Here is an 18,498-nt window from a genome sequence, read left to right on the forward strand (position 1 = left end):
CCCGCCCCCGCGCCGGCCTTCGTGCCGGCCGCGGCGGAGATCGCCGCACCGGCGCTGGTCGAGGCCGTGGCCGAGGCGCCCAGCGCGCCGGCGGTGCGCACCGAGCGCAGCGTGCAGGTCGAGGGCGGCCTCAAGCACACCAGCTACCTGAACCGCAACTTCACCTTCGAGAACTTCGTCGAGGGCAAGTCCAACCAGCTGGCGCGCGCCGCCGCCTGGCAGGTGGCCGACAACCCCAAGCACGGCTACAACCCGCTGTTCCTCTATGGCGGCGTCGGCCTGGGCAAGACCCACCTGATGCACGCGGTGGGCAACCACCTGCTGAAGAAGAACCCCAACGCCAAGGTGGTCTACCTGCATTCCGAGCGCTTCGTCGCCGACATGGTCAAGGCCCTGCAGCTCAACGCGATCAACGATTTCAAGCGCTTCTACCGCTCGGTGGACGCCCTGCTGATCGACGACATCCAGTTCTTCGCCCGCAAGGAGCGCTCCCAGGAGGAGTTCTTCCACACCTTCAACGCCCTGCTCGAGGGCGGCCAGCAGGTGATCCTCACCAGCGACCGCTACCCGAAGGAGATCGAGGGCCTGGAGGAGCGGCTGAAGTCGCGCTTCGGCTGGGGCCTGACCGTGGCGGTCGAGCCGCCGGAGCTGGAGACCCGGGTGGCGATCCTGATGAAGAAGGCCGAACAGGCCAAGGTCGAGCTGCCCCACGACGCGGCGTTCTTCATCGCCCAGCGCATCCGCTCCAACGTGCGCGAGCTGGAAGGCTCGCTGAAGCGGGTGATCGCCCATGCCCACTTCACCGGCAGCGACATCAGCATCGAGCTGGTGCGCGAGTCGCTGAAGGATCTGCTCGCCCTGCAGGACAAGCTGGTCAGCATCGACAACATCCAGCGCACGGTGGCCGAGTACTACAAGATCAAGATCGCCGACCTGCTGTCCAAGCGCCGCTCGCGCTCGGTGGCGCGCCCGCGCCAGGTGGCCATGGCGCTGTCCAAGGAGCTGACCAACCACAGCCTGCCGGAGATCGGCGACGCCTTCGGCGGCCGCGACCACACCACCGTGCTGCACGCCTGCCGCAAGATCGCCGAACTTCGCGAGGAAGACGCCGATATCCGCGAAGACTACAAGAACCTGCTGCGCACCCTGACCACCTGACGGGCGCGCCCCCGCAAGCCGAGACTGAAGATGCATTTCACCATTCAACGCGAAGCCCTGCTCAAGCCGCTGCAACTGGTCGCCGGGGTCGTCGAACGCCGGCAGACCCTGCCGGTGCTGTCCAACGTGCTGCTGGTGGTGCAGGGCCAGCAGCTGTCTTTGACCGGCACCGACCTCGAGGTCGAGCTGGTCGGCCGCGTGGCCCTGGAAGAACCGGCCGAGGCCGGCGAGATCACCGTGCCGGCGCGCAAGCTGATGGACATCTGCAAGAGCCTGCCGTCCGATGCGCTGATCGACATCCGCGTCGACGAGCAGAAGCTGCTGATCAAGGCCGGGCGCAGCCGCTTCAGCCTGTCCACCCTGCCGGCCAACGACTTCCCCTCGGTGGAGGAAAGCCAGGGTTCGCTGACCTTCGCCGTGGCGCAGAGCAAGCTGCGCCGGCTGATCGAGCGCACCAGCTTCGCCATGGCCCAGCAGGACGTACGCTACTACCTCAACGGCATGCTGCTGGAGGTCAACGCCGGCCGCCTCAGCGCCGTGGCCACCGACGGCCACCGCCTGGCGCTGTGCGCGCTGGACGCCGGCCTCGAGGCGCCGGACAAGCACCAGGTCATCGTGCCGCGCAAGGGCATCCTCGAGCTGGCGCGCCTGCTCACCGAGCCGGACGAGCCGGTCAGCATCGTCCTCGGCCAGCACCACATCCGCGCCACCACCGGCGATTTCACCTTCACCTCCAAGCTGGTCGACGGCAAGTTCCCCGATTATCAGCGCGTTTTGCCGCGCAATGGCGACAAGCTGGTCGTCGGCGACCGCCAGGCGCTGCGCGAGGCGTTCAGCCGCACCGCGATCCTCTCCAACGAGAAGTACCGCGGCATCCGCCTGCTGCTGGCCAGCGGCCTGCTGAAGATCCAGGCCAACAACCCCGAGCAGGAGGAGGCCGAGGAAGAGGTGCAGGTCGACTACTTCGGCGACGCCCTGGAAGTCGGCTTCAACGTCAGCTACCTGCTCGACGTGCTCGGCGTGATGACCACCGACCAGGTGCGCATCACCCTGGCCGACGCCAACAGCAGCGCCCTGCTGCAGGAAGCCGGCAACGACGATTCGGCCTACGTCGTGATGCCGATGCGCCTGTGATCTGCTTGGGCGGATCCTGTGGACAAGATGTGCATGTACCTGCCACAGGGTCTGCCCCGCCACGATTCATGCGTACTGTACGTGGAACACCCTGTGGATAACATTGTGTACAAGCCGTTGAGTACCCTTATCCACATCGGCGGGCACCAGCCATGTCCCTGGTCCGCCTGAACGTCAGCGGCCTGCGCAACCTGCAGGCGGTGCAGCTCGCGCCCTCGCCGCGCATCAACCTGCTGCACGGCGACAACGGCAGCGGCAAGACCAGCGTGCTGGAGGCCATCCACCTGCTCGGCCTGGCCCGCTCGTTCCGCAGCAGCCGGCTGACCCCGGTGATCCAGCACGGCGCCGAGCAGGCCCTGGTGTTCGGCGAGGTGCGCCTGGCCGACGGCCGCCCGGCCAGCCTGGGCATCGCCCGCCAGCGCAGCGGCGACAGCCAGATCCGCATCGACGGGCAGAACGCGCGCAGCGCCGCGCAACTGGCCGAACTGCTGCCGCTGCAGCTGATCAACCCGGACAGCTTCCGCCTGCTCGAGGGCGCGCCCAAGGTGCGCCGGCAGTTCCTCGACTGGGGGGTGTTCCACGTGGAACCGCGGTTCCTCGACGCCTGGCAGCGCCTGCAGGCGGCCCTGCGGCAGCGGAACTCGTGGTTGCGCCATGGTAGAATCGACGCCGCTGCGCAGGCCGCCTGGGACCGCGAACTGACACTGGCCAGCGAGGCCATCGACGCCTACCGGCGCGCCTACATCCAGGCGCTCAAGCCGGTGTTCGAGCGCACCCTGGCGCAGCTGGTGGAACTGCCGGAGCTGACCCTCAGCTACTACCGCGGCTGGGACCGCGAACGCGACCTCGCCGAGGTGCTCGCCGCCGCTCTGCTGCGCGACCAGCAGCTCGGCCACACCCAGGCCGGACCGCAGCGCGCCGACCTGCGCCTGCGCATCGGCAGTCACAACGCCGCCGACATCCTCTCGCGCGGCCAGCAGAAGCTGGTGGTCTGCGCCCTGCGCATCGCCCAGGGACACCTGGTCAACCAGGCCAAACACGGGCAGTGCGTCTACCTGGTGGACGACCTGCCCTCGGAACTCGACGAACAGCATCGTCACGCGCTGTGCCGCTTGCTGGAAGACCTCGACTGCCAGGTGTTCGTCACCGGCGTCGACGGCGAAACCCTCAAAGACGGCTGGCGCACGGACACGCCGGTCGCCATGTTCCACGTGGAGCATGGCCGTATTGAATCCTCGGGAGTGAAGGCATGAGCGAGAACAACACGTACGACTCCTCCAGCATCAAGGTGCTGAAAGGTCTGGACGCCGTACGCAAGCGCCCCGGCATGTACATCGGCGACACCGACGATGGCACCGGGCTGCACCACATGGTCTTCGAGGTGGTGGACAACTCCATCGACGAGGCGCTGGCCGGTCATTGCGACGAGATCAGCATCACCATCCACACCGACGAATCGATCACCGTGCGCGACAACGGCCGCGGCATTCCGGTGGATATCCACAAGGAAGAAGGCGTCTCCGCCGCCGAGGTCATCATGACCGTGCTGCACGCCGGCGGTAAGTTCGACGACAACAGCTACAAGGTCTCCGGCGGCCTGCATGGCGTCGGCGTGTCGGTGGTCAACGCGCTGTCCGAGCAGCTGGTGCTGACCATCCGTCGCAGCGGCAAGGTCTGGGAGCAGACCTATGTGCACGGCGTGCCGCAGGCGCCGCTGGCGCCGGTCGGCGACACCGAGGGCTCCGGTACGCAGATCCACTTCAAGCCGTCGGCCGAGACCTTCCGCAACATCCACTTCAGCTGGGACATCCTCGCCAAGCGCCTGCGCGAACTGTCGTTCCTCAACTCCGGGGTGGGCATCGTCCTCAAGGACGAGCGCAGCGGCAAGGAGGAGCTGTTCAAGTACGAGGGCGGCCTCAAGGCCTTCGTCGACTATCTGAACAACCACAAGACCGCGGTCAACCAGGTGTTCCACTTCAACGTGCAGCGCGAGGAAGACGGCGTCGGCGTCGAGGTGGCGCTGCAGTGGAACGACAGCTTCAACGAGAACATCCTCTGCTTCACCAACAACATCCCGCAGCGTGACGGCGGCACCCACCTGGCCGGCTTCCGCTCGGCGCTGACCCGCCATCTGAACAACTACATCGAGGCCGAGGGCCTGGCCAAGAAGTTCAAGGTGGCCACCACCGGCGACGACGCCCGCGAGGGCCTCACCGCGATCATCTCGGTCAAGGTGCCCGATCCCAAGTTCAGCTCGCAGACCAAGGACAAGCTGGTCTCCAGCGAGGTGAAGACCGCGGTCGAGCAGGAGATGGGCAAGTACTTCGGCGACTACCTGCTGGAGAATCCCAACGAGGCCAAGGCGGTGGTCGGCAAGATGCTCGACGCCGCGCGCGCCCGCGAGGCGGCGCGCAAGGCCCGCGAGATGACCCGCCGCAAGGGCGCGCTGGACATCGCCGGCCTGCCCGGCAAGCTGGCCGACTGCCAGGAGAAGGACCCGGCGCTGTCCGAACTGTACATCGTCGAGGGTGATTCGGCCGGCGGCTCGGCCAAGCAGGGTCGCAACCGCAAGACCCAGGCGATCCTGCCGCTCAAGGGCAAGATCCTCAACGTCGAGAAGGCGCGCTTCGACAAGATGCTCTCCTCCCAGGAGGTCGGCACCCTGATCACCGCACTGGGCTGCGGGATCGGCCGCGAGGAGTACAACATCGACAAGCTGCGCTACCACAACATCATCATCATGACCGATGCCGATGTCGACGGTTCGCACATCCGCACCCTGCTGCTGACCTTCTTCTTCCGCCAGCTGCCCGAGCTGATCGAGCGCGGCTACGTCTACATCGCCCAGCCGCCGCTGTACAAGGTCAAGAAGGGCAAGCAGGAGCAGTACATCAAGGACGACGAGGCCATGGAGGAATACATGACCCAGTCGGCCCTCGAGGACGCCAGCCTGCACGTCAACGACAGCGCCCCGGGCCTGTCCGGCGCGGCGCTGGAGAAGCTGGTCGGCGAATACCGCACGGTGATGAAGACCCTCGCCCGCCTGTCGCGACTTTATCCACAGGAGATCACCGAGCACTTCGTCTACCTGCCACGGGTCGGCGTCGAGCAGCTCGCCGACCAGGTCGCCATGCAGGCTTGGATCGAACAGCTCGGCGAGCGCCTCAAGGCTGTGGAAAAGTCCGGGCAGAGCTACCAGGTCAGCCTGCGCGAGGACCGCGAGCGCCACCTGTGGCTGCCCGAGGTGCAGACCGTCGCCCACGGCCTGTCCAGCTACGTCACCTTCAACCGCGACTTCTTCGCCAGCAACGACTACCGCACCGTCACCGACCTCGGCGCGCAGCTCAACAGCCTGCTCGAGGAAGGCGCCTATGTGCAGCGCGGCGAGCGCAAGAAGCCGGTGGCGACCTTCAAGGAAGCGCTCGACTGGCTGATGACCGAAAGCACCAAGCGCCACAGCATCCAGCGCTACAAGGGTCTCGGCGAGATGAACCCCGAGCAGCTGTGGGAAACCACCATGGACCCGACGGTGCGCCGCATGCTCAAGGTGACCATCGAGGACGCCATCGCCGCTGACCAGATCTTCAACACCCTGATGGGCGACGCCGTGGAACCGCGCCGCGACTTCATCGAGAGCAACGCGCTGGCGGTGTCGAATCTGGATGTGTGATCGGCAAATCTGTGGATAATCCGGTTATCCACAGATGAGACAGACAAAACCCCGGCAGACTTGCGTCTGCCGGGGTTTTGTTTTGCCGAGCGGCGAATTGCCTCAAGTATCGACCGAACGGTGCCGAAAAAGAGGGTAACCCTTGGAGAAAAAGCTACCTATGGACAACATGAACGACGCCTGGCGGTCGGGCGGCAGTGTCGCCAGCGTACTGGTCGATGCAGCCGGGCTGAGCCTGCCGGACAGCCGGGCTGTGGATATTTCGCTGCGGGCCAGCGTGGTGCTTGCGCTCAGGGTCTACAACTCACAGATTCTCGAGGGACAGTTGCGCCCGCATATCGCAATGGCGCTGGCGGCGCAGACGGTGGGCCAAGTACGCAGGATCATTGCGTCGGCCGATCGGCTGTTGCGTCGCTGAAGCCGAGGCAGAGGTTATCCACAGCGGTCAGCAAACCGATGGACAATGGCGTGGGAGCACGGCGTGAGTTCATCGAGAGCCGCGCTGGCGGTTCCGGATCTGTGATGGTCGCTGGAGGAAACCAAAGTGGCTGTGGATAAGTTCTGTCAGACATCGCTGGGCGGCCTGATCGAAGCTGGCCGTGTATGCAGCGAGACAATCCACAGGCGGTCTGCATATCGATATAGCAAATGGCTTACACGCACTGGCGGTTTTTGTTGCTGTCGCGCCTCAGGAGCGATCTCTAAGCTACAGACATCCACCGAGCGAAAGGATGCGCCCGGAATCACGGATGATGGACCAGCGCCAGGAGGCGACCGACAGGATGTCGGATGGTCAGGAAAGAACCCGCTTCGGCGGGTTTTTTGTTGCCTGGAAAAAGCCAGCTGGTGCCTGGTCCTGCCGTCGCCGGCGCAGCCAGCCTCCCGGGGATCTGGGCCGCACCCGGCGCGGCATCGACAGCCATCCACAGGCCTATGGGGTTCTGAACCGGTACGACCACGCCGAGGGCGTGGTCAGGCGACCGGTGGCCATGAAGTGGGTCGAGCCCCATTCGGTGACCCGCTCGCGGCCGTCGAGGGTGAAGCGGGCGCGCACGCTCCAGAAATAGTGGCGCTTGCTCGCCAGCGGGCTGATCAGGGTGTGGCTCGCCCGGGGCAGGCTCTCGCCGCGATAGACGATGCTTCCCGGAGCGAGCTGGCGTGCCTCGGCGATCACCAGGTCGTAGCGCACGTTGTCGACCCGTGCCATCTCCGCCGGAGCGGCCGCGATGTCGCTGGGACGCGGGAAGGCCTGCCAGCGCAGGGTCGGGCGCGTCGAGGCGACGGGTGTCCAGACCAGCTGGCGGTCGAGGAAGCTGTCACCGGTCAGCTGGCCACGGTTGCGCGGCTCGAGCGGGGCGAGGCCGAACACCGAGGACAGCCAGCCGCTGCCGTGCATGCCGCGATCGGGAAACGGGTAGAGCAGGAAGACGCTGTCGTGGATGTGCGCGCCGAGGGCGGCATAGCCGCTCTGCAGGGCCTGCATCAGCGGCGCAGCGTTGTTCCTCGTCCACTCCGCGGGCAGGCGTCGCTCGCCCTGGAACAGATAGTCGGCATGGCTCAGTTCGCGATTGTCGCTGCTGCGGATCAGGCGTACCCGGGCCTGCATCAGCAGTTGCAGGGCACCCTTGCCGCCGCCGCTGGCAGCGCTGACCTCGCTCAGGCCGACCTCCAGCACCTGGTCGATTCCGGCGGCGGCCAGGGCGCGGTAGTCGCCCCGCTGCGTCGCCAGGCGGGTCTGCTCCGGGGCCGGACCGGCCAGTGCCCGCCCCTCGCTCACCGCCAGCTCCTCCACCTTGCGCCGCAGGGTCTCCTGGATTTCGCCGGCCTGCACGGCGGCGAGCAGGCTGCTCTCGGCGTGCCGGACACTGCTGGCGCGCGGGGCCTGCACTGCGCCGACCACGCCGCCGACCACGCCTGCGACGCCGCACAGGCCGAGGCCGATGATCAGCACCGCTCCGCAGATGTCGCCACTGCAGCCGGAGTGGCCGAGTTCGCCCAGGCAGTTGAGGAAGCTGCTGCCGGCGCCGCTGGCCGCGCCCGTGGCCTTGCCGCGCACCAGTCCTTCCAGCCGGACCTCCGGGGGCCGGGGGGCGGCCACCACCGCGATCCGCCCGAGGCTGGTCTGGTAGCGGGTATCGGGCACGGTCGGCGTCAGGCTGCAGGCGGACTGCCCGAGCAGGGCGAGGATCAGCCCCGTGCTGACGAGCTTCTGCCAGGGCGATGAGATGGGGCGGCGAGCTGGTCGGCGCATGGGCGGTACCTGGCGGAAGGGAGACAGTCATCAGTCTCGACCGCGGCGGCAGGTTTTGCCCGGCAAGCGTCGTCGGTCGGCAACCCCATCCCGGCCGCAGCGGGATGAGGCGCGTGCTCAGCCCCGCACGGCGCGCAGATCCAGGCGCCCGTCGCACAGCGGCGGGCACCAGTAGTAGCCGCCGGTGGTCGGCCGGCTGAAGCGGAACAGCGCGTCGACGATGCCGTCCTCGAGGCCGGCCATGCGTCTGAGCTGGGCCTCGAAGGCGGCGAAGGAGTGGCCGAAGGCGAGGAACACCAGGCCGGCCTGCTCGCCGTCGCTGAACGGCATCGAGCGGCGCACCACGAAGGCTTCCGGTGCGAAACTCTCCTGGGCGGTGCGCTTGACGTGGGCGGACGCCGGGGCGTCCTCCAGTTCCTCGTTGTCGCTCTGCCGGCGGCCGATGATGTCGTCCTGTTCGGCCTGCGGCAGGCGCTGGAAGTGGTCGAGGTCGTGGACCCAGTGCTGGATGGCGGCGAAGCTGCTGCCGTCGGCGGCGATGGCGGCGGCGACGGCCTCCTCGCCCAGCGGGTTCTCGGTGCCGTCCTCGTAGCCGGTCAGGTCGTGACCGTCGCGGTAGCGGAAGGCATCGCTGCTCTGCACCAGGCGCAGCGCCGGCTCCAGGGTGGCGACCAGTTCGCGCCGGCGGTGCAGCAGTTCGCCGCGGTCGTCGCCGCGCAGCCAGCACCACAGCGCGTGCTGGGTCGAGGGGATGTCCACGGCAGCGCCGTCGAGCACCGGGAAGCTGTGCAGGCCGTCGATGCGACTACCGAGAGCGCGCACCAGCGCGGCGCCGCAGCCGACCACGACGGCCTCGCCGTCGGCCAGCTGGCTCAGGCGGTCGAGGGCGGCCGGCAGGGCCTCGGTGGATTCGAGGGCGAAGAACAGGTGGCAGGCCTGCGCCGGGATGGGGCTGGCGAGGATGCCGGGCTGGCAAGGCGTCATGGGCAACTCCTGTAGGCGGAAAGACGCCATCTTAACCTCACGGCGGCGCGCTTGCTCCGTCGCCGGGCGCCTCGCCGCAGTGTACCGCCAGCCACACGGTCGGCCGGTCGGCGGCGGTGGCCTCGACGCGGTGGCGCTCGCCGGCGGGGATCAGCAGGTGGTCGCCGGGCCGCAGTTCGACCGGCTCGGCCTGCGAGGCCAGGCGCAGCACGGCGTGGCCGGCGAGCAGCAGTACCCACTCGTCCCAGGCCTGGTCGTACCAGAAGCCCGGCGGGCTGGCCTGGCCGTGGGAGACGATGCGCTCGACGCGGCAGCCGGGACGCCTGAGCAGGTCGTCGAAGCACTCGTTTGCGCGGGCATCGGGCAGCGGCTGGAACAGGTTGGCGGGCATGGCGTCGCTCCTCACCAGGCGAGGCGCAGGCGGCTGGCGAATTCGCGCTCGGCGCCGCTCAGCGGGTCGCGGAAGCGCAGGCTGCGGGCCAGCAGCTTGAGCGGCCGGTCGTAGTCGTCGGGCGCGTCGGCCGGCTGCGCCACCGGGTAGAACGGGTCGTTGCAGATCGGCGCGCCGAGCGCGGCCAGGTGCACGCGCAGCTGGTGCTGGCGGCCGGTGACCGGGAACAGCGCGTAGCGCCACAGCTCGCCATGGCGCTCCAGCACTTCCATCCGCGTCTCGCTGTTCGGCACGCCGGGCGCCTCGCGCATGCGGAAGAACGGCTCGCCGCGCACCAGCCGGCTCTCGTGGCGGTACGGGAACTCGAGGTCGGGCAGCGCCGGGGCGATGGCCTCGTAGCGCTTGTCGATCTGCCGCTCGCGGAACAGCGCGTGGTAGCGGTCGCGGCTGGCCGGATTGGTGGAGAACAGCAGCAGCCCGGCGGTGTGGCGGTCGATGCGGTGCAGCGGCACCAGCTGCGGATTGCCCAGGCGGCGGGTCAGGCGCGCCAGCAGGGTCTGCTCGACGTAGCCGCCGGAAGGGATCACCGGCAGGAAGTGCGGCTTGTCGACCACCAGCAGGTGCTCGTCGTGGTGGAGGATGTCCTCGACGAAGGGGATCGGCGTCTCCCGCTCCACCTCGCGGAAGTAGTGCACGCGCAGGCCTTCGCGGTACGGGTGCTCGGGCTCCAGCATGCGCCCCTCGCCGTCCAGCACCTTGCCGCGCTGCATGCGCGACTGCCAGCTGGCGCGGTCGATGGCCGGGAAGCGCGCGCACAGGCAGTCGAGCACCGTGGTCCAGTCGCCCGGCGGCAGGTGCAGGGTGCTGGGGCGCTGGGCAGTGGACGGCTCGGACATGACGGTTCCCGGTGGGCGGCTGGCTTGCCATTAGGCCGCAGCCGCAGCGCCTCGTCAAAACCCCCGGCGTCGCCCGCCGACGGACAGTCCCGGCTGCTACGCTGAGAGCTACCACAAGAGCAGCAGGGAGAACTGCCATGCGCATCGGGGTACCCAGGGAGATCAAGAACCACGAGTATCGGGTCGGCCTGACCCCGCAATCGGTGGCCGAGCTGCGCGCCCTCGGCCACCAGCTGTGGGTGGAGACCCAGGCCGGTGCGGCGATCGGCTTCAGCGACGCCGACTACGAGAAGGCCGGCGCGCACATCGCCGCCGACGCCGAGCAGGTGTTCGCCGAGGCCGAGCTGATCGTCAAGGTCAAGGAGCCGCTGGCTTCCGAACGCGCCCGCCTGGGCCGCCAGCACACCCTGTTCACCTACCTGCACCTGGCCGCCGACCGGCCGCAGACCGACGAACTGCTGGCCAGCGGAGCCACCTGCATCGCCTACGAGACGGTCACCGATGCCCAGGGCCGCCTGCCGCTGCTGGCGCCGATGTCCGAGGTGGCCGGGCGCATGGCCATCCAGGTCGGTGCCAGCTGCCTGGAGAAGGCCAAGGGGGGGCGCGGCGTGCTGCTCGGCGGAGTGCCCGGCGTGCCGGCGGGCAAGGTGGTGATCCTCGGCGGCGGCGTAGTCGGCAGCCAGGCCGCCGCCATGGCCATCGGCCTGGGCGCCGACGTCACCATCCTCGACAAGAACATGGACACCCTGCGCCGCCTCGACGCCCTGTACGGCAATCGCATCGCCACCCGCTACTCGACCCGCGCGGCGGTGTCCGAACTGGTGCAGGCGGCCGACCTGGTGATCGGCAGCGTGCTGATCCCCGGCGCGGCGGCGCCCAAGCTGATCAGCGCCGGCATGGTGCGGCAGATGAAGGCTGGCGCGGTGCTGGTCGACGTGGCCATCGACCAGGGCGGCTGCGCCGAGACCTCGCGGCCGACCTCCCATGCCCATCCGACCTACGTGGTCGACGGCGTGGTGCACTACTGCGTGACCAACATGCCCGGCGGCGTGGCGCGCACCGCGACCCTGGCGCTGAACAACGCCACCCTGCCCTTCGTCGTCGCCCTGGCCGACAAGGGCACGCGCCGCGCGCTGGAGGAGGACGAGCACCTGCGCCGCGGCCTCAACGTCGCCGCCGGCGTGCTGACCAACCCCGGCGTGGCGGCCAGCCACCAGCTGCCCCTGGTGCCGACCGAGGAGGTGCTGCTGCGCCTGCTCTGATGTTCCACGTGGAACAGGGCGACGGGCGTCACTCGCCGGGCAGGCCGCCCTCGACCTTCTTCAGCCGGTAGGCCAGCGCCGGGCGGGTCATGCCGAGCAGGCGTGCGGCGCGCGACACCTTGTGCTGGCCGCGGCGCATCGCCTCGCGCATCAGGATGGCCTCGACCTCGTCGAGGCCGATGCCGGCGTCGAGGATCTGCTCGACCCAGTGCCGCGCCGTCTCGGCGCCGCCGGCGGTCAGTTCGCCGGCGCGCGACAGGCGCACGCCGCCGCGCTGTCCCGCCAGCGCCAGGCCGGGGAACAGCGCCTCGACGCTGATGCTCTCGTTGCTGTCGGTGAGGATCACCCCGCGCTCGATGACGTTCTCCAGCTCGCGGATGTTGCCCGGCCAGGCGTACTGCTGGCAGGCCTCCAGGGCCCGGTCGGAGAAGCCGAGGGTCTTCTTGGCGTACTGCTCGTGGAACTTCTTGAGGAAGTGCTCGGCGAGCAGCGGCAGGTCCTCGCGGCGCTCGCGCAGCGGCGGGATCTGCACCGGGAACACGTTGAGGCGGTAGTACAGGTCGGCGCGGAAGCGTCCGGCCTGCACCGCCTCGGCCAGATCCTCGTTGGTGGCGGCGATCACCCGCACGTCGATCTTGCGCGTCTGCTGGCCGCCGACCCGCTCCAGTTCGCCTTCCTGCAGCACGCGCAGCAGGGTGGCCTGGGCGCGCGGGGTCAGCTCGATCACCTCGTCGAGGAAGATGGTGCCGCCGTGGGCGCGCTCGAAGCGCCCGGCGCGCGACTGGCTGGCGCCGGTGTAGGCGCCCTTCTCCACGCCGAACAGCTCGGCCTCGATCAGGTCCGGCGGGATGGCCGCGCAGTTCACCGCGACGAACGGCTGCTCGGCGCGCGCGCTGCGCAGGTGCACGCTGCGCGCGATCACCTCCTTGCCCACCCCGGTCTCGCCGAGCAGCAGCACCGATACCTTGCCGCGCGCGGCCTTGTCGATGGTCTGGCAGATGCGCTGGTAGGCCGGCGACTGGCCGACGCCGTAGTACTGGCCGTCGTGGCTGTGCAGGCGGCTGCGCAGGGTGGCGACCTGCGACTGCAGCTCGTAGAGCTCCTCGATCACCGGGTCGTTCTTGAAGTAGGCCTTGAACTCGGCGGAGTCGGCCCACTCCTCGGCGGTCTTGCCGATCACCCGGCACTTGTCGTCGCCGCGGCCGCGGCAGCTGACTTCCTTGAAGATGATCTCGCGGCCCATGAATGCCGAGGTGTAGCTGCAGGCGTAGCCGAGCAGGGTCCAGCAGGCCGGCTGGTCCATCAGGCCCAGCTCGGTCTGGCAGATCTCCACCTCGAAGGAGTCCAGCCAGTCGATCTCGGCGTAGAAGCGGCCCTTCTCCACGTCGATGTCCACCTCGATCGGTCGCGAGCGCAGCATGCCCTTGAGCATGTGCAGCTGCGGGCCGGCGAGGAAGATGTCCAGCTCGCTGGAGTCGGGGCGCAGCTTGCGCGCCAGCTCGGCGTCCTTGAGCCCGGACTGGTAGCCCAGGCGCAGGAAGAAGCCCTTGGCGCGTTCGATGCCGAGCAGGTCGACCATCTCGCGGCGGAAGTTGGCCAGCGCCGACAGCGGCATCAGCAGCATGCGCTGCTCGCCCAGCCAGATCTTGCCTTCCTGGCTGACGAAGCGGATCTGGCTGCTGAGGTCCTGGATGTCCGGGTACTGCAGTTGCGGCTTGTACTTGATCGCCATTCGGGCGGGCCCCTTGCTTGTTGTTGTGGCGGGGAGGCGTGGCGCGCGTGGGCGGCCTATTGCTGCATGGAAACGGCTTGCCGGGAAAAAATCAACCAGATGATCAAAGAATGCGGAAATTGAGCATTTGCTGAACTTCTCCGTGCCGGGCGCCCGGGGCGGCGTGCGGCGGCGCCTGGCGCCGGCTGGCTGGTCCGGGAATTCACCAAATCATCAATTTCATCGCCACGCCATGCCTGCCTTCCGCCGTGCGACGAGCCTTTCCAGCTGCGCCGCGTGCCGAACATCAAATAAAAATCCTTTTGAATCAATGGCTTGTGATTGGTTGGCGGCCCCTTGCGGGTGGTTTGGCACAGCCGTTGCTCTTGTCCTCTCGCCCGGCAAGCCAAGTTGCCGAGGCCAGCCGCACAGACAAAAACAACAGGTACGGTCGTCATGAACACTGCCATCCGTGCGCGCGCCGAACAGCGCGAGCGCCGCATCTTCTTCCCTTCCGAGCGCCCTGCCCCCGCGCCTGCCCGTGGCGGCCTGCTGCGCCGTTTCCGTCTGGCTGCCAGGGCAGCCCTCGGCCTGCGCGGCTGAGGTGCGCCATGAGCCAGACCTTCCAGATCACCGAAACTGCCAGCGGCCAGCGCTTCGCCTGCGATGGCGAGCAGAACGTGCTGGCGGCCATGGAGCGTCATGCCCGGCGCTGCATCCCGGTCGGCTGCCGCGGCGGCGGCTGCGGCCTGTGCAAGGTGCAGGTGGTCAGCGGCGAATTCGACTGCGGACGGATGAGCCGCCGCCACGTCAACGCCATCGACCGTGAACAGGGCCTGGTGCTCGCCTGCCGGCTGTTCCCGCGCAGCGACCTGGCCATCCAGCGCCCGGCATCCGCCGAGCCTGTCGTGACGACGCCGGCGCGCTAGCGGCCGGCGAAACCGTTGGACCCCACAACAAAGACAAGAGGTGTCGAGATGAAAAAAGGTGTGATGCGTCCGGGACACATCCAGCTGCGCGTTCTGGACATGGCCAAGGCCCTGGAACACTACGTCGAGCTGCTCGGCCTGATCGAGGTCGACCGCGACGAGCGCGGCCGCGTGTACCTCAAGGGCTGGACCGAGGTCGACAAGTTCTCCGTGGTGCTGCGCGAGGCCGACGAGGCCGGTATGGACTTCATGGGCTTCAAGGTGCTCGACGATGCCACCCTCGGCCGCCTGACCGAGGACCTGGTGGCCTTCGGCTGCCTGGTGGAGAGCATCCCGGCCGGCGAGCTGAAGGGCTGCGGCCGCCGCGTGCGCTTCAGCGCGCCGACCGGCCACCGCTTCGAGCTGTTCGCCGACAAGGAGCAGACCGGCAAGTGGGGCCTGTCCGAGATCAACCCGGAAGCCTGGCCGCGCGGCCTCAAGGGCATGAAGGCGACCCGCTTCGACCACGCCCTGCTGTACGGCGGCAACCTGCCGGAAACCCTGCGCCTGTTCACCGAGGTGCTCGGCTTCGATCTGGCCGAGCAGGTGGTCGACCCGCACGGCAACCGCATCGCCCAGTTCCTCACCGTCGGCATGAAGGCCCATGACGTGGCGTTCATCCAGCACACCGAGCAGGGCAAGCTGCACCACGCCTCGTTCTTCCTCGAGACCTGGGACGACGTGCTGCGCGCCGCCGACCTGATCAGCATGACCAACACCTCGATCGACATCGGCCCGACCCGCCACGGCCTGACCCACGGCAAGACCATCTACTTCTTCGACCCCTCCGGCAACCGCAACGAGGTGTTCTGCGGCGGCGACTACCACTACCCGGACCACCCGCCGGTGACCTGGACCGCCGCCGAACTGGGCAAGGCGATCTTCTACCACGACCGCGAGCTCAACGAGCGCTTCCTCACCGTCCTGACCTGATTGCCACTGCCCAACGAGACTCATCCATGAAAGAGATCAAGCACTTCATCAACGGCGAATACGTCGGCTCGGCCAGCGGCAAGCTGTTCGACAACGTCAACCCGGCCAACGGCCAGGTGATCGCCAGGATCCACGAGGCCGGCGAGACCGAGGTCGACGCCGCGGTCAAGGCCGCGCGCGCCGCGCTGAAGGGCCCGTGGGGCAAGATGACCGTCGCCGAGCGTACCGAGATCCTCCATCGCGTCGCCGACGGCATCACCGCGCGCTTCGACGAGTTCCTCGAGGCCGAATGCCTGGACACCGGCAAGCCGAAATCCCTCGCCTCGCACATCGACATCCCGCGCGGCGCGGCCAACTTCAAGGTGTTCGCCGACCTGATCAAGAACGTCGCCACCGAGGCCTTCGAGATGGCCACCCCGGATGGCGCCGGCGCGCTGAACTACGGCGTGCGCCGCCCGAAGGGCGTGATCGGCGTGATCAGCCCGTGGAACCTGCCGCTGCTGCTGATGACCTGGAAGGTCGGCCCGGCGCTGGCCTGCGGCAACACCGTGGTGGTCAAGCCCTCGGAAGAGACCCCGACCACCACCGCCCTGCTCGGCGAGGTGATGAACGCCGCCGGCGTGCCGGCCGGCGTGTACAACGTGGTGCACGGCTTCGGCGGCAACTCGGCCGGCGCCTTCCTCACCGCCCACCCGGACGTCGACGCCATCACCTTCACCGGCGAGACCGGCACCGGCGAGACCATCATGCGCGCCGCCGCCAAGGGCGTGCGCCAGGTGTCGCTGGAGCTGGGCGGCAAGAACGCCGGCATCGTGTTCGCCGACTGCGACATGGACAAGGCCATCGAGGGCACCCTGCGCTCGGCCTTCGCCAACTGCGGCCAGGTGTGCCTGGGCACCGAGCGCGTCTACGTCGAGCGGCCGATCTTCGACGAGTTCGTCGCCCGCCTGAAGGCCGGCGCCGAGGCGCTGAAGATCGGCGAGCCGAACGACCCGAGCGCCAACTTCGGCTCGCTGGTCAGCCACAAGCACCGCGAGAAGGTCCTCTCCTACTACCAGAAGGCCAAGGACGAGGGCGCCACCATCGTCACCGGCGGCGGCGTGCCGGAGATGTCGGCGCACCTGGCCGGCGGCGCCTGGGTGCAGCCGACCATCTGGACCGGCCTGCCCGACGACTCCGCGGTGGTCACCGAGGAAATCTTCGGCCCGTGCTGCCACATCCGTCCGTTCGACACCGAGGAAGAAGCCATCGAGCTGGCCAACAGCCTGCCCTACGGCCTGGCCTCGGCGATCTGGACCGAGAACAGCTCGCGCGCCCACCGCGTCGCCGGGCAGATCGAGGCCGGCATCGTCTGGGTCAACAGCTGGTTCCTGCGCGACCTGCGCACCGCCTTCGGCGGCAGCAAGCAGTCGGGCATCGGTCGCGAAGGCGGGGTGCACTCGCTGGAGTTCTACACCGAGCTGAAGAACATCTGCGTGAAGCTGTGAGGCAGTCATGAACCAGCCCGTACAGAGCCCGGAAATCGGCCGCGAGATCGTCGCCGCCGGCTACCGCACCAACCTGCATGAGCAGGGCGAAGGCTTCCCGGTCCTGCTGATCCACGGCTCCGGCCCGGGCGTCACCGCCTGGGCCAACTGGCGCGGGATCATCCCGCAGCTGGCGCAGAAGCGCCGGGTGATCGCTCCGGACATGCTCGGCTTCGGCTACAGCGAGCGCCCGGCCGATGCGCAGTACAGCCAGCAGCGCTGGGTCGAGCATGCCATCGGCGTGCTCGACGCCCTCGGCATCGAGCAGGCCGACATCGTCGGCAACTCGTTCGGCGGCGGCCTGGCGCTGGCCCTGGCCATCCGCCACCCCGAGCGGGTGCGCCGGCTGGTGCTGATGGGCAGCGTCGGGGTGTCCTTCCCGATCACCCAGGGACTGGAGACCGCCTGGGGCTACACGCCGTCGCAGGCCAACATGCGCCAGCTGCTCGACCTGTTCGCCTACGACCGCAATCTGGTTAACGACGAGCTGGCCGAGCTGCGCTACCAGGCCAGCATCCGCCCGGGCTTCCAGGAGTCGTTCGCCGCCATGTTCCCGCCGCCGCGGCAGAACGGCGTCGACGACCTGGCCAGCGACGAGGCGGACATCCGCGCCCTGCCCCACCAGGCGCTGGTCATCCATGGCCGCGAGGACCGGATCATCCCGCTCGAGGCCTCGCTGCGCCTGGCCGAGCTGATCCCCAACAGCCAGCTGCACGTCTTCGGCCACTGCGGCCACTGGACCCAGATCGAACACGCCGGCCGCTTCGCCCGCCTGGTCGAGGACTTCCTCGCCGAGGCCGATGCCGCCGCCAACCTTCAGGAAAAATGCGCATGAACCAAGAACTGATCCAACAGCTCGGCGACGAGCTCTACCAGGCCATGCAGAGCCGCGAGGCCGTCGCCCCGCTGACCAGCCGCTATGACCTGACCATCGACGACGCCTACCAGATCTCCCTGCGCATGCTCGAGCGCCGCCTGGCCGCCGGCGAGCGGATCATCGGCAAGAAGATCGGCCTGACCAGCAAGGCGGTGCAGACCATGCTCGGCGTCAACCAGCCGGACTTCGGCTACCTGACCGACGCCATGGTGTTCAGCAGCGGCGCGACCATGCCGATCAGCGACCGCCTGATCCAGCCCAAGGCGGAGGGCGAGATCGCCTTCATCCTCAAGAAGGACCTGATGGGCCCCGGCATCACCAACGCCGACGTGCTGGCCGCCACCGAGTGCGTGATCCCCTGCTTCGAGGTGGTCGATTCGCGCATCCAGGACTGGAAGATCAAGATCCAGGACACCGTCGCCGACAACGCCTCCTGCGGCCTGTTCATCCTCGGCGACAACGCCGTCTCCCCGCGCCAGGTCGACCTGGTCACCTGCGGCATGGTGGTGGAGAAGAACGGCCAGCAGATCAGCACCGGCGCCGGCGCCGCCGCGCTGGGCTCGCCGGTCAACTGCGTTGCCTGGCTGGCCAACACCCTCGGCCACTTCGGCATCGGCCTGAAGGCCGGCGAGGTGATCCTCTCCGGCTCGCTGGTGCCGCTGGAGCCGGTCAAGGCCGGCGACTTCATGCGCGTCGACATCGGCGGCATCGGCAGCGCCAGCGTGCGCTTCGTCTGA

At 68.4% G+C, this 18,498-nt stretch carries 18 protein-coding genes; 12 read left to right on the plus strand and 6 right to left on the minus strand.

The window, feature by feature from the left end; genetic code table 11:
• The 5 genes from dnaA to E5198_RS10805 all read left to right on the plus strand — a co-directional run.
• Positions 1-1,158: chromosomal replication initiator protein DnaA (dnaA, locus tag E5198_RS10785; RefSeq protein ID WP_256659050.1), on the plus strand; the 1,158-nt coding region annotated here is incomplete at its 5' end.
• Positions 1,159-1,188: 30 nt separating this feature from the next.
• Positions 1,189-2,292: a DNA polymerase III subunit beta gene (dnaN, locus tag E5198_RS10790; protein ID WP_136490002.1), complete on the plus strand. Its 1,104-nt coding sequence runs from the start codon at positions 1,189-1,191 to the stop codon at positions 2,290-2,292.
• Between the two features lie 152 nt (positions 2,293-2,444).
• Complete coding sequence (gene recF / locus E5198_RS10795; protein WP_136490003.1) at positions 2,445-3,545, plus strand: DNA replication/repair protein RecF; 1,101 nt, start codon at positions 2,445-2,447, stop codon at positions 3,543-3,545.
• Entirely contained in the window at positions 3,542-5,962 is a 2,421-nt protein-coding gene (gyrB, locus tag E5198_RS10800; protein WP_136490004.1) for a DNA topoisomerase (ATP-hydrolyzing) subunit B, read from the plus strand. Before recF ends, gyrB begins: the two co-directional genes overlap by 4 nt.
• A 160-nt stretch (positions 5,963-6,122) precedes the next feature.
• Positions 6,123-6,380, plus strand: a complete 258-nt coding sequence (locus E5198_RS10805; protein WP_136490005.1) for a hypothetical protein — start codon at positions 6,123-6,125, stop codon at positions 6,378-6,380.
• Positions 6,381-6,893: 513 nt separating this feature from the next.
• Here E5198_RS10805 and E5198_RS10810 read toward each other — a convergent pair.
• From E5198_RS10810 to E5198_RS10825, 4 genes are all read right to left on the minus strand, one after another.
• Complete coding sequence (locus tag E5198_RS10810; protein ID WP_136490006.1) at positions 6,894-8,213, minus strand: hypothetical protein; 1,320 nt, start codon at positions 8,211-8,213, stop codon at positions 6,894-6,896.
• Between the two features lie 117 nt (positions 8,214-8,330).
• Entirely contained in the window at positions 8,331-9,197 is an 867-nt protein-coding gene (locus tag E5198_RS10815) for a Dyp-type peroxidase (protein ID WP_136490007.1), read from the minus strand.
• Positions 9,198-9,234: 37 nt separating this feature from the next.
• A complete protein-coding gene (locus tag E5198_RS10820; protein WP_136490008.1) occupies positions 9,235-9,588 on the minus strand; it encodes a cupin domain-containing protein in 354 nt (117 codons plus the stop codon).
• Positions 9,589-9,599: 11 nt separating this feature from the next.
• Positions 9,600-10,484, minus strand: coding sequence for a pseudouridine synthase (locus tag E5198_RS10825; protein ID WP_136490009.1), 885 nt, complete (start codon positions 10,482-10,484; stop codon positions 9,600-9,602).
• Positions 10,485-10,621: 137 nt separating this feature from the next.
• On the opposite strand from E5198_RS10825, the gene ald reads away from it, so the two are divergent.
• Complete coding sequence (gene ald, locus E5198_RS10830) at positions 10,622-11,746, plus strand: alanine dehydrogenase (protein ID WP_136490010.1); 1,125 nt, start codon at positions 10,622-10,624, stop codon at positions 11,744-11,746.
• A gap of 28 nt (positions 11,747-11,774) precedes the next feature.
• Here ald and E5198_RS10835 read toward each other — a convergent pair whose 3' ends face one another.
• Positions 11,775-13,478: a sigma-54-dependent Fis family transcriptional regulator gene (locus E5198_RS10835; protein ID WP_136490011.1), complete on the minus strand. Its 1,704-nt coding sequence runs from the start codon at positions 13,476-13,478 to the stop codon at positions 11,775-11,777.
• A gap of 56 nt (positions 13,479-13,534) precedes the next feature.
• Positions 13,535-13,915, minus strand: coding sequence for a hypothetical protein (locus E5198_RS10840; protein ID WP_136490012.1), 381 nt, complete (start codon positions 13,913-13,915; stop codon positions 13,535-13,537).
• Between E5198_RS10840 and E5198_RS21520 the strand changes: the two genes are divergently transcribed.
• The 6 genes from E5198_RS21520 to dmpE are packed head-to-tail and all read left to right on the plus strand — an operon-like array spanning position 13,914 to position 18,498.
• On the plus strand, positions 13,914-14,060 hold the full coding sequence (locus E5198_RS21520) for a hypothetical protein (protein WP_168772516.1): 147 nt from the start codon (positions 13,914-13,916) through the stop codon (positions 14,058-14,060). The genes E5198_RS10840 and E5198_RS21520 overlap by 2 nt on opposite strands.
• Before the next feature lie 8 nt (positions 14,061-14,068).
• Positions 14,069-14,386, plus strand: a complete 318-nt coding sequence (locus tag E5198_RS10845; protein ID WP_136490013.1) for a 2Fe-2S iron-sulfur cluster-binding protein — start codon at positions 14,069-14,071, stop codon at positions 14,384-14,386.
• A gap of 48 nt (positions 14,387-14,434) precedes the next feature.
• Positions 14,435-15,358 (plus strand): catechol 2,3-dioxygenase, encoded by a 924-nt coding sequence (locus E5198_RS10850; RefSeq protein WP_136490014.1) that lies wholly within the window; start codon positions 14,435-14,437, stop codon positions 15,356-15,358.
• A 26-nt stretch (positions 15,359-15,384) separates the two neighbouring features.
• Positions 15,385-16,845, plus strand: a complete 1,461-nt coding sequence (locus E5198_RS10855; RefSeq protein ID WP_136490015.1) for a 2-hydroxymuconic semialdehyde dehydrogenase — start codon at positions 15,385-15,387, stop codon at positions 16,843-16,845.
• A gap of 7 nt (positions 16,846-16,852) precedes the next feature.
• On the plus strand, positions 16,853-17,719 hold the full coding sequence (locus E5198_RS10860; RefSeq protein ID WP_136490016.1) for an alpha/beta fold hydrolase: 867 nt from the start codon (positions 16,853-16,855) through the stop codon (positions 17,717-17,719).
• Positions 17,716-18,498: a 2-oxopent-4-enoate hydratase gene (gene dmpE / locus E5198_RS10865; RefSeq protein WP_136490017.1), complete on the plus strand. Its 783-nt coding sequence runs from the start codon at positions 17,716-17,718 to the stop codon at positions 18,496-18,498. The genes E5198_RS10860 and dmpE overlap by 4 nt, the downstream gene beginning before the upstream one ends.

It is taken from the genome of Pseudomonas sp. A-1, assembly GCF_004801855.1.
GTDB lineage: Bacteria > Pseudomonadota > Gammaproteobacteria > Pseudomonadales > Pseudomonadaceae > Geopseudomonas.